This is a genomic window from Synechocystis sp. CACIAM 05 (assembly GCF_010222815.1).
Lineage (GTDB): Bacteria > Cyanobacteriota > Cyanobacteriia > Cyanobacteriales > Microcystaceae > Synechocystis.
The window spans coordinates 358,176-369,487 of record NZ_CP019225.1; the positions used below are offsets into that span (position 1 = coordinate 358,176).

The 11,312-nt window shown below is 44.4% G+C and carries 8 protein-coding genes, 1 tRNA gene and 1 pseudogene; 5 read left to right on the plus strand and 5 right to left on the minus strand.

Going from position 1 to position 11,312, the window contains the following annotated elements; all coding sequences use genetic code 11:
• Nucleotides 1-143: 143 nt before the first annotated feature.
• From BWK47_RS01715 to BWK47_RS01720, 3 genes are all read right to left on the minus strand, one after another.
• A complete protein-coding gene (locus BWK47_RS01715; protein ID WP_162327330.1) occupies nucleotides 144-2,432 on the minus strand; it encodes a DUF3854 domain-containing protein in 2,289 nt (762 codons plus the stop codon).
• Between the two features lie 96 nt (nucleotides 2,433-2,528).
• Nucleotides 2,529-2,891, minus strand: a complete 363-nt coding sequence (locus BWK47_RS16785; protein WP_204250448.1) for a hypothetical protein — start codon at nucleotides 2,889-2,891, stop codon at nucleotides 2,529-2,531.
• A gap of 917 nt (nucleotides 2,892-3,808) precedes the next feature.
• Entirely contained in the window at nucleotides 3,809-4,927 is a 1,119-nt protein-coding gene (locus BWK47_RS01720; RefSeq protein WP_162327331.1) for a tyrosine-type recombinase/integrase, read from the minus strand.
• Nucleotides 4,928-4,992: 65 nt separating this feature from the next.
• On the opposite strand from BWK47_RS01720, the gene BWK47_RS01725 reads away from it, so the two are divergent.
• A tRNA-Ser gene (locus BWK47_RS01725) sits at nucleotides 4,993-5,055 on the plus strand.
• Nucleotides 5,056-5,120: 65 nt separating this feature from the next.
• Here the strand turns inward: BWK47_RS01725 and BWK47_RS01730 are convergent.
• Complete coding sequence (locus BWK47_RS01730; protein WP_162327332.1) at nucleotides 5,121-7,391, minus strand: GumC family protein; 2,271 nt, start codon at nucleotides 7,389-7,391, stop codon at nucleotides 5,121-5,123.
• 901 nt (nucleotides 7,392-8,292) lie between these two features.
• On the opposite strand from BWK47_RS01730, the gene BWK47_RS01740 reads away from it, so the two are divergent.
• From BWK47_RS01740 to BWK47_RS01755, 4 genes are all read left to right on the plus strand, one after another.
• On the plus strand, nucleotides 8,293-9,021 hold the full coding sequence (locus BWK47_RS01740; RefSeq protein ID WP_162327334.1) for a Uma2 family endonuclease: 729 nt from the start codon (nucleotides 8,293-8,295) through the stop codon (nucleotides 9,019-9,021).
• 38 nt (nucleotides 9,022-9,059) lie between these two features.
• Nucleotides 9,060-9,890 carry an ABC transporter permease gene (locus BWK47_RS01745; RefSeq protein WP_162327335.1) on the plus strand — a complete coding sequence of 277 codons (831 nt, stop codon included), beginning with the start codon at nucleotides 9,060-9,062 and terminating at the stop codon, nucleotides 9,888-9,890.
• A gap of 244 nt (nucleotides 9,891-10,134) precedes the next feature.
• A complete protein-coding gene (locus BWK47_RS01750; RefSeq protein WP_204250449.1) occupies nucleotides 10,135-10,515 on the plus strand; it encodes a hypothetical protein in 381 nt (126 codons plus the stop codon).
• Nucleotides 10,516-10,676: 161 nt separating this feature from the next.
• Nucleotides 10,677-11,108 carry a DUF29 domain-containing protein gene (locus tag BWK47_RS01755; RefSeq protein WP_162327336.1) on the plus strand — a complete coding sequence of 144 codons (432 nt, stop codon included), beginning with the start codon at nucleotides 10,677-10,679 and terminating at the stop codon, nucleotides 11,106-11,108.
• Between the two features lie 104 nt (nucleotides 11,109-11,212).
• Here BWK47_RS01755 and BWK47_RS01760 read toward each other — a convergent pair.
• Nucleotides 11,213-11,312 (minus strand): annotated as a pseudogene (locus tag BWK47_RS01760) (IS5/IS1182 family transposase); the annotation flags it as partial.

The window sequence follows — 11,312 nt, forward strand, 5'->3', positions numbered from 1 at the left end:
TGCGTAACCGAATGCGTAACGGGTTTTCTTACGCATTGTCTCTAATGCTGAAAAGTGTTGCTGGATAAGGATTTAAAGGAATGCGTAAAAACAATGCGTAATCCGGGGGCCTAGGGAATTACGCATTACGCATCCTAGGGAGCTTAGTACCGTTCATTAAATAGTGAAGTCATAGTATAAGGGCTATTCCTTTTATCCCCCTTAACTATTACTCCTTCCTTTGCCAGTCCCCTGAAAGTAGTTTCTACTGAAGATTTACTTACCTTGGTAGTCTCAGCAATGGTTGTAGCTGTAAATGTCCCATCATGCTTTCCTTTATGAGCGCTATCAGCTATAGCCTGTAATGCGTTAATGACTTTTTCACGGTTAGTTAACTTAGGGCTATCAGTATGGTTACTGGAGTTATTACCCTCAGTAATGTCTTGAAAATCATAGAGCTTATCGTCATCACTCACACGGTATGTAATGGTCTTGGGCTTGTGCATTCGTGCTTTATCTTCTTTCAGTGTGCGAACCCCAGTTTGCTTATTCTCAGTGAGTATTAAATTAGTGAATAGCTGTTTTTTCAGCGTGTTGTGACCACCATACACGTTAGTTACATATTTAGGAGTATGGTTAAGTATCACAAACGCTACGTCATGGTCGATAGCTAACTTAGTTAAGGGGGTAATCATTACATCCCCTACAGTATTGTGTTCTAAGGACGGTAGAGTATCAGGCTTAACCGTATCTATATTGTCAATGATAACTAGGACGTAATTGTTGAACTTTATTAGTTTTTTTAGTTTACTTAGTCCATTATCGTTATAGCTCCAGAATTTACTTTTAGGGATTATGTCTAAATCTTCAAGTTCAAGGTCTATGTTCATCATCCTTTTCTTTGTGGTTGAAGGCGGTTCATCACTCTGAATGTATAGAACTTTCCCTTGTTTTAACACTTCCCTAGTAGCAAAGTAACCTTTTCCTAGGGCTACACTCTTGGCTAGGTAGTAACATAAGGTGCTTTTACCTGCACCCGAATCACCCGATAGCATAGTTATGTTTCCGGTAGCTATAAGCTCATCTACTAGGTAGTTAACTTCACTAGAGATAGTATCGTCATTGATAAAGTCAATGGCAGAAATTGCTAAATTTTCGATAGAGCAATCATCGTCAACATTTTCGCTGTTTATACCGTTAACTAGGTTATCCCAGTCTTGACCTCGTCTTAGACAGGGAAAAGTGTCTAGTATTTTGCTTTTCCTTACTACCTTTTTAGTTGGGCTAGTTTCCTGCAAATAACCTACTATTGCTTTTTCAAGTTCTAGGCTATCTTGCTCTAACTGTTTCTCCGTGTGGTTAGCAATGAACGCATCCAAAGTATAGGCACTTTCCAGTAGTTGCCTAAACTTCTCTATACCTTCATGTTTAATGTAATCGTCCATGCCTTTAGTCTTAGGGTCATAGTCCCAGGTAATCACCTTTACCTGTCCAGTAAAGTTAGGTACTTGCTGGATAGCTTGGGCTGTTACCAACATAGCATCATACACACTTTGCTTATGGATAATGTCACTGTCAAACGCAAGGCAAACGTCTCTGTTACTTTGTAAGAACGGTTTTAGACTTTCCTTAAGTTCATAAACGCCGTTACTTACCTTCTCTATTCCCATCCATGTACCTAGTAGGGCAATGGTAGGTAAGTTATGAGATAAACCAGACAGTGATTTTTTGGAACCTTCAGTAAGGAAAATTGGACAGGTAGACTTTAAGACTTCCTGCCAGTAGGTAGGCTCCCCAACATTAGGAAAGACAACGTTTATCTTTTTACCTGTACTTGCAGACTTTGGACAGAGATACTTAGCCTTCTTACCCTTACTGTTAGTGATTGGCGTATCGGGTTTAAAGTGTGTAGCTATAGTAGTGTCAGTTAGTCCAGTTAAAGGGTTAACTGCCCAAGTTACCCAGCCTAAACTATCGCATGGATACCCTAGAAAGTCTGTTACTTGCCTTACGTGATAAAAGGACTGTAGGTTAAGTAGTGTAATGGTTGGGTCAATGCCTCCATCAATGACAAACTCTTGCCAATGTTTAGGGTTGATGTAGGGATAATCCCTTCCCCTGTCAAAGTAACGTGCAAACGGTTCTTTACCCCAAGTCTTAGGGGTAAACAGTGAAGGGTCTATTATCCCCGGATTGTTATGAGCGTATGCTACCTGTTCAAATAGGCACTCTAGTCTGTATAGCAGATGGTCGTCTGGCTGTAAACGTTCTGAGAGTACGCTCAGCACAGACGTAATATCTACAGGTAGTAGTCCTAACGTTAATGGGTTAGACTGGAACAGTTCAGTGTCCAAGTCTAATAAACCCGATAGGGTAAAGGCGTTACCAGACTTTTCCTGTAGTTGCTGTAAACGTTGTAGCCTTTGTTTAAGGCTTTGCGATAAATTGGACATAGTATTTTTAATGCTTTGTGTAAAGGCTAGGTGAAGTAGTTAGACTTAACAACTGTTGGTAGCAGTTGCAAAGTCTGTAAACGTTACTCCCTACCTTTATTTTTTTTGTCTGTCCACCATGGCTAGGTAGATGATGGTTAACCATGTGGGGTTAATCATATCGCTAGATAGTTGGAACACCATCCAGTCATGGTAACTTGCAAGGTTTAACTTTGCATAAGAACTTTGTAATCCTTGTCCAGTAGTGTGACCTGACTTAATCCATATACCGCCTTGTATTTCTATTGCGACCTTGCTATCAATATGGGCAAAGTCAAACCTATAACGTCTGTTAGGTATAACCTTATGTTGTGTTTGTAGTTGGATGTCTGGGTACATACTTGACCATAAGTTAAGGAATGACTTCTCAAGCGCTGTTAAACTTGGTGAAGTAGTTTTACGTTTAGTTGTTAGTGACATTGGACATAAACTCTGTTTACTTTGGGAACTGATATAGTCTACTATTGAGTCATTACATTGGAACGGGTTGTAACCCTTGCTAAAACTATAACCTATCGCACTTAACTATGCCTAGCAACAACAGTAACGACCGTGTATTTTTATCTGACTTAGACCCTAAACCCTATACTCCTGCCAAGCTTCTTACCTGCGCTACCTTCACTAAATGTGAAGACTTAAAGCAACGTTGCTTTGAAGATGCCCATAACCTTATGCCAGGGGTTTTTACAACCCGTGAACACTTTGATAAAATCTGTGCCGCTATAGCTGAGCGAGAATTAAAGTCTAGGTTAGAGAAAGGCTTATAATTAATTACAGTTTTAATTCTTTTTTTACGTTTGCTCCCTTGCCCCTTGGTGAGGGTTTTTATTTATCTTTGACACTATGCCTAAATGTAAACCTACCTGGAATGCTGGAAAGACTACTAACATCAGAGTCCCAGAAGCTAAGAAGCTTTATATCAAGACTCTACTCCGTACCCTCGACAACCTTGACTGGAATGCTCAGGTTATTGACGGGGATACCTTTAACCAGGCTTTAGCCCTTCTGACTGACGTTCTATCTACCCTTTCCCCTAACCCACGCTCTAAGGATGCCAGAGCGTACAGAGAAGCGATTATCGAAGCTTTAGCCCTGTTAGGTGTAGAGGAATAAAAAAAAGCTTCCCCCTACCCAGGGAAGCTTAAATTGGCTTTTCTTTTTTTTTAATTCTGACTCACATTAAGCTTTGCTTATTTCAGACTCCGTAAGAGAGTTGGTAACTCTCGTTTACCAATACCCCCCCTATCCCCCCCCTACCGGGGGACGACTGACTTAGTTTTAACACCGCCGGTCTGTGTTTGTCAAACCTGGGGATTTTTTACTGTTTAGCTCACTGTTTATGCTGGTAACACCTTCCCTGTAGGTTTGTAGTAAGTAGTCTCGATAACCTTAACGGAGTTATCCACCCATGCGGCAATAGTGGCGATGGGTTTACCTAACTCAATCTGTCTAGTGATAAACGTATCTCTTGCACTGTAGGGGGTAGAGTCTGGAAGTAAACGTTTCCAGGCTTTAAGGTAATTTGTGTAGTCGTGTAGTCCCCCTTGTGTATTTGTAAACACTAACCCTTTACGTCTAGCCCCTAACGCCATTTCTACCTTAAAGGTTAAAGGAAACTCTCTTAACGTTCCGTTCTTACTGCTTTCACTTTGGAAAGTACGTCCACCTTTCTTTACTTTGCTACTACCTAGAACGATGACATCATCTTTTACCTTATCCCAAGTAAGTCCTATAGCCTCAGACGGTCTACATCCAGTGGCAAGTATAAACTTTGTTAACTGTTCATACTGTTCAGGTAAACCGTTTAGCACTAGGCTAACTTCATCGTCTGTGAGTGGACGTGCAGGCTTAGACTTACTTTTAGACTTTGTTAAAGTTACTGCGATGTCCTTGTAAGGGTTATCCCCAGAAAGTATCTTTTTAGACACACACCAATCAAATAAAGCCCTTAACTTTGTGATTACACGTCTAGCGTAGTCGTTTGTAGTAGTAGAGAGTAGATGTGTAACTATACCGTTTGCATCGTAAACGTCAGTGATAGGTAGTTCCCTTACCTTAGAGCCTATAGTTTCTTCTAGGTAATAGTGTGTACTTTCCCTTACTTCACTCTGTTTATAGTTACAGTAGATTTTCCAAAGTTCCTGTAAGGGTGTCTTTGCCCCTATCACTTTGTCCACTTCCAAACTATACGCTTCAGTGCGATAACGTGGTAGGTACTTCTTTAACGTTACATCGAACGTTTCCAAGAGAATGTCATTGTTAACTACCGTGAGAATTTTCCTTGCCTGCACTCTCCCTTGATGAATGTTGCTTAGTCCGGTGGCAACGTATTTATTCCGCCCCAGTCCCAACTTGTCAGGGAGTCTAAGGTAAATTCTTTCACCCTTCAAATACAGGTTAGCAAGACCCTGGGTTATGGGTTCCCCGGTGTCCAGTTTTTTGTATGAAACTGCCATGGTTTTCTTCCTTTGTTACCCTGCTTGTATGCCAAAAAGGGTGTAACAAAGGTGAAAGTCTTACAGAGTGAGGGTTTACACCCTGCCTTACAAGCAGGATGTCGGCGGTTCGAGCCCGTCATCGCCCATACGTTAAGCCTTTTTTACATCTGGCCATTTTTGCCCCGCAGGGTGGGGTTTTGTGCTCCCGATCCTAATTGTCTGCCTGGGCAACTTTTTGACGATCGTAGTAACGGTTATTGTAGTAACGACCATAGTAGTAGCCATAACCGCCGGATGTAGAAGTGATAGCATTGGCCACAATTCCGATAACGTTGAGATCAGCCAACGCCAATTCCCGAAAAGCTTCCTTGATGCTATCCTTGCGGGTCTTGTTGAGGCGCACCACCACCACCAGACCATCGGTTTGATCTGCAATCAGACGGGAATCCGTTAGACCCAAAATGGGGGGCGTGTCGATCAAGATTAGGTCGAAAGTCTCTTTCCACTGATTCATTTTGACGACAAAATTTTGGGAAGCAGAAACCAACTGCTCCGGGGTCATGGTGTCATCTTGGACTTTGAAGTAGAACAGATTCTTGCCCAAAGGTTCGGGTAAATCCCCGTTGTGACCATTAGAGTTGGCCACCAGACTGCCGAGGACGCCATTACCATCGGGGGGGGTGTTTTCGCCTCCGAAGCCGGTAATTTCAGCTAACTTCAACCAGGACTCCTTTTGAGGAAAATAGCGATCGCCATCCACCAGCAGCACTTTTTGCCCCAACTTAGCGGCGGCTTGGGCCAGGAAAAAAGCCGTGGTAGATTTTCCATCACCGGACTCAGCCGAGGTAACCACAAAGGAATGGCACTGGCGTTTGCGCTTGAGGAAAAACAGGTTGGAATAGAGCCTAGCGTAGGACTCTTGCATCGCCTCATTGGGCAGAGGGGAGCCATATTTGAGGCTGGCCTGCAGTTGCTTTTCCAGGGGAATATAGCCCAGAATGACCTGGCTATGGCTAGCCTGAATATCTTCGACACTATGGTAGGCTGGATCTAGTTTATCTACTACCAATGCCACGCCCCCTCCGGCCAATAGTCCCAGCACCAGAGACAAAAAAATGTCCCGGGGCAAGGTATCAATGGGTTTTTCTGGTAGGGTGATGGTGGAGACCAACCGCCAAGGCACAAAACTCCTTGCCACTTCGACCTCTAGGGCCTGCTTAGTAGTGACTAACTGGGTTAGACTGCTCCTTTGTAACTCCAACTCCTGTTGCAAACTGGCAAATTGACCGGCAATGGTGGTGAAATTTTCCAGTTGATTTCTCAGTTCAGCTTCGGACTCAACTACGCTCTGTAATTCGATATTAAGAATATCCAGTTCAATGCCGACATTGGCAAGTTCTTGTAGAGCTTCAGCCTTGGGCCCCCCCACGTCCGTGGTCGTCAGTACTTGAGCTAGATCTGTTTCATTAACGGTTCCTTGCTCTTTTTCAACTTCAGTTTTAATTAACTGTAAAACATTAGCTTTTTCTTCCTCTAGCTGTTGTATCTGAGGGCTATTGGCAGTATAAACGGTGCTGGCTTCAGCTAATCTGAGGTTAATTTCATTCAGACGACTAACCAATCCAGCATAGATGGGAGATTGTCCCAGGGAACTCAAGCCAAAGGCACTGTTGTTATCTATGCCAGTTTTTTCTTCCAAGGCATCTCTTTTGGCGGTCAATTGTTGTATTTTGATCAACAAATTCTGTCTCATGGTGTTGACTTCACCAAGCCTTGAGCTAATGGCTTCCGCGGTTAGACTAGGATCGAAAAAACGATACCGCCGTTGTAGGGCTAGCATTTGACTCCGCAATTCGGCAACTCTATCTTCAAATTTTGGGAGTTGGTCATTGACGAACCTGAGTTTTTCGCCTTCTTGTCTTTGTTGTTCTCTACCAGTGTAATCTAAATATTCAGTGGCTAGGGCCTCCAAAACTTCCTTAACTCTTTCTTGATCTGCCCCTCGATAGGTAATTTCAACAATTCCAGTATCGGGAATTGCCTCCACCGACAGGTTGGCAAAGAAGTCGGCATAGGAGATTTGCTCATCTAGGGGAAGTGGACCGTAAATTTTTTTCCAAACCGGTCCTAGTAGAGTGTTACTCTGCAAAATCTCAGATTGAGTATTTAGATACTCCTTGCCACTGGGAGCACCTCCCAGGAGCCCTGATCCTTGAAGTTGAGACAGGGGATTAAGGGTGTCGGTGTCAGGAGAAGATACCAATAGCTGGAAGCTAGACTGAAACAGAGGGGGCCTCTCCATTTGACGTTTGAAGCTAAAACCTCCTACCACCAAGGCAACTAAAACCACAATCCACCATCTTCGTCTTAATAATCCTGTCAGGCTGTCAAGGGAAAAAGAATCCGCGTCCTCGGCGCCATAGCGTCCCCCCACGGGAACAGAAGGCTGGCCCTGGGGCAATTCTGGGTAACTGTAGGTCATTATCTTGGGGGGAATGGTTATCGGGTAATGGCGCTTGGAGAATTAGCCATGGTTGAGCACCTAGTGTGGAGGGAGTCGTGTTATTTACCTTGGTCAATATTACCGTTATTTTTGCGAAGGTGCACCGTTAGTACAAGCCCGACGCTAAGGGGATGGACTCCCATTTTGTTGTCCTAGTTCCTTTGAATACAGGAAGCACAAAGGGTAAAAAACTAACTCAAGAATTGGCGATCGCCGTTGGCTGAAAGATTTAAGCGCTGATGATGATGAGCATCTGTAGCCGGGCGGAGGGATGGGCAGTTGGAATTTAATTTTTATGATCATCACTGTCCCAGGTCAGCGTGATGCTAACACAGAGCCCCTGTCCCCATAGATTTGAACCTTCACATCCAAGTAGTGTTTAGAACACTCAGGTATTAGCGAGGGAAGATTGATAACAAATTCTTCCCGGCTGACCTGGACAAAAATAGGTGAATAAATTAGATTGATTTGTGATCGAATTCACTTGATCACAGACTCATATCCTGGCATGAAAGCCAGTTCAGACTGAATCAGTCTTTTGTTTTCCAGAGCGGGAGGATTCCTTAGTATAAGCTGTCGGAAGAGATGAATGTTTTTTGCTTATAAAAACAATTGAATTTTCGTTTTTCCGCCCTAGCCGAAGCCTCGACGGTCCCACAGATCTCGGTTTCGTCTGCCGTATTCTTAGAGCTAACTAAGAACGTATGCAGCGTTCGTGTGGCCAAAAATAGGAAATGTAACCGGTGAAAAGCCAATAGTTTGCTCCCATTGGCGGTCCAGGGGAGAACGGCGACATAAATGCCCGGCAGGATTTCTGCCCACTTGGGGCAAGCCACTATGATGGAAGCCGGCCCTTCTCCATCACCATTCGGAGGACAATATGTCAGCAATAACGGCCCAGGAACTGGAATCACAAATGCCCGATGCCACTATGCTTTTGAGTGATGAACCGGAGATGGAAAGTTCAGTGCATTATTTGCAGCTGCTCTTGCTAGTTACTAGTCTGGAGTGGGCCTGGCGTCAGAGGGATGATTTTTTTATTGGTGCCAACCTAACCATCTACTTCAGTCGACAACAACTCAAACACCGTGATTTTCGAGGCCCTGATTTTTTCCTGGTCAAGAATACCACCAGACACCCCCGCAATTCCTGGGTCGTGTGGGAGGAAGACGGGCGCTACCCCGACTTGATCATTGAGCTACTTTCCGAGTCCACTGCCAAGGTGGATAGAACGACCAAGCTAGACCTTTATGCCACTAGGTTCCACACCCCTGAATATTTTTATTTTTCCCCTGAAACTTTGGAATTTGCCGGTTTCAGGTTAAATTTCAACCAATACTCTCCCGTAATTCCCAATGAGCAAGGATGGCTATGGAGTGAGGCGCTGGGATTTTTTCTTGGCATCCACCAGGGTCAGTTGCGCTATTTTTCCGTGGAGGGAATTTTAGTACCTACCCCTGAGGAGGCGGCCCAACAGGAAATATTCAGGGCTGACCAGGCCATGGCAAAGGTAGAGCAGGAGGCTCAACGGGCGGACCAAGAAAAGTTCAGGGCTGATCGCCTGGCGGCCAAGCTGAGGGAGTTGGGATTGGATCCCGATGATGTTTAGCCATGGGCCTTTGGGCATAGCAAAAATTGACCTTAAGTATGAAAACTTCCCCCCCAGAACTGATTATTGAAGCAGGACGCACGGAGCGTCAGTATTGGCAAGACCTATGGCGTTATCGGGAATTGTTTTACACTCTGGCTTGGCGGGACATTGCGGTACGCTACAAACAAACGGCGATCGGTGTAGCTTGGGCCCTAATCCGGCCATTTTTGACCATGGTGGTGTTTACGGTGGTATTTGGTAAGTTGGCTAATTTACCTTCGGAAGGGGTGCCCTATCCCATTCTGGTGTTTGCGGGAATGTTGCCCTGGCAGTTTTTTTCCACTTCCCTTAGTTCCGCCAGCGATAGCCTAATTGCCAATGCCAATCTAATTTCTAAGGTGTATTTTCCTCGCTTAGTGGTGCCTACCAGTGCCGTGGTGACTAGCTTTGTTGATTTTTTAATTTCTGGGATGATTATGTTGGGGCTGATGGCTTGGTATAACTTTCTGCCCAGTTGGCATGTAATTACATTGCCTTTCTTCATTTTGATTGCGTTTATGGCCTCCATGGGGGCAGGGTTATGGCTTTGTTCCCTCAACGTCAAATACCGAGATTTTCGTTACATTGTGCCGTTCATTGTCCAATTTGGTTTATATATTTCCCCGGTGGGTTTTAGTAGTAATGTGGTGCCGGAAGAATGGCGATTGCTCTATTCCATTAACCCGATGGTGAGTGTAATTGATGGTTTTCGTTGGGCGATTTTGGGGGGAGAATCAACTATATTTCTGCCGGGTTTTTTGTTGTCCTTACTGTTGGTGATCATTATTTTTATAACAGGCATTCTCTATTTTCGTAAGATGGAACGCACCTTCGCTGATGTGATTTAACCATGGCAACAAACAAATGGTTTTATGAGCTATTGAAGGATTATTAAATACAGTTGCCTGAATTGGGTTTGACCGTGGTACAAGTTGCTCAGGTTGAACAGTTGAACAATGGCGATCGCCAAATAAGCTACCCATTAAAATAGGATTATCTTCCCCTGACCCTCGATGTGGTTAAATTTCCTGGCATTATTGCCATCAAGCATCTTAACGGTGCTATTGATTACGATCGCCTTTTTGAGGTTCTATGACCAAACCGACTTTGAATTCCTCGGACTCGTTGCCAATCCCCGACAGTGGAGCAATGGATTCACTGTGGCAGCCCTCCTGGCTACATTGGCTAATTTCGGCGTTGAGTGGAACCGTCGAAATCGAGAAACAAACCGCTTGGCTCAAGAAGCACAACGAAGAGCTGAGGAAGAGCAACGCAGAGTGGCTCAAGAAAGAGCGGATGAGTCTCGAAGAGCTGAGGAAGAGCAACGCAGAATGGCTCAGGAAAGAGCAGATGAGTCTCGAAAAGCTGAGGAGAGAGAACGCCAAACTGCGCGAACTCGAATCGAAACTCGATGCCGTATTGCCGAAATACAATTCCAGCTTGACCCCTCAGACCGAAATCGAAGACTCTTAAGGGAGGCCTTAGCACTACTGGCTGAATACGGTGATCTGTTCTCGTAAAGGCGATCGCCTAGGAATTTGCCCATTACAATGAAATCATCTTCTCTCCGTTTTTGATGTGGTTAGATTTTCTGGCTGACCCCATCTAAATGAAAAGAGTAACCGAATGCTGCTATGGAACAACTTTACGAAAGAGATTTTAGTCGATGGGCAGAAACCATGGCCGATCTCCTTGCTGCAGGGGATTTTACGGCCCTTGATATCGAGAATTTGGTAGAGGAAGTCCGGGATTTGTCAAAACGGGAAAGGGATCGCCTTTTAAGTAGTTTACGTTTAATTCTTCATCACCTCCTCAAGTGGGACTACCAGCCCCAGAAACGTTCCCGTAGTTGGCAAAATACAATTGATCGGGAGCGGAACAATATTGAACTATATCTTGAGGACAGTCCCAGTCTGCAGCGTTATCTCAATGATGGGGGGTCTCTCGCTAAAATGTATCGGCTGGCGCGGGCCGACGCGATCCGGGAAACTGATTTAGATTTTCCCAAAGATTGCCCCTACGATATGGAAGATGTGTTAAGTCGCGTTATTTCCCTCGGTGAATGATCCTCTAGAGGGCGATCGCCTCAATGGGAACAAGTTGTTAAAATTAATTCACTCTTCTAAGCTGCACCATTATGGCTACCGTTTTAGAAAGTGTTTGAAAAGTTTTAAGCAAGCCTTTGAAGCATGAGATGAACCATGGCAACATAGAGCATTGTCTCACTGGTGGTAGGTAAATATTCATAATCCTTGCTTAAACGACGATAG

Bases quoted from the DNA above. Each gene is read 5' to 3' on its own strand.
- BWK47_RS01715 (WP_162327330.1), bottom strand. From the start codon at position 2,432: ATGTCCAATTTATCGCAAAGCCTTAAACAAAGGCTACAACGTTTACAG.
- BWK47_RS16785 (WP_204250448.1), bottom strand. From the start codon at position 2,891: ATGTCACTAACAACTAAACGTAAAACTACTTCACCAAGTTTAACAGCG.
- BWK47_RS01720 (WP_162327331.1), bottom strand. From the start codon at position 4,927: ATGGCAGTTTCATACAAAAAACTGGACACCGGGGAACCCATAACCCAG.
- BWK47_RS01730 (WP_162327332.1), bottom strand. From the start codon at position 7,391: ATGACCTACAGTTACCCAGAATTGCCCCAGGGCCAGCCTTCTGTTCCC.
- BWK47_RS01740 (WP_162327334.1), top strand. From the start codon at position 8,293: ATGTCAGCAATAACGGCCCAGGAACTGGAATCACAAATGCCCGATGCC.
- BWK47_RS01745 (WP_162327335.1), top strand. From the start codon at position 9,060: ATGAAAACTTCCCCCCCAGAACTGATTATTGAAGCAGGACGCACGGAG.
- BWK47_RS01750 (WP_204250449.1), top strand. From the start codon at position 10,135: ATGACCAAACCGACTTTGAATTCCTCGGACTCGTTGCCAATCCCCGAC.
- BWK47_RS01755 (WP_162327336.1), top strand. From the start codon at position 10,677: ATGGAACAACTTTACGAAAGAGATTTTAGTCGATGGGCAGAAACCATG.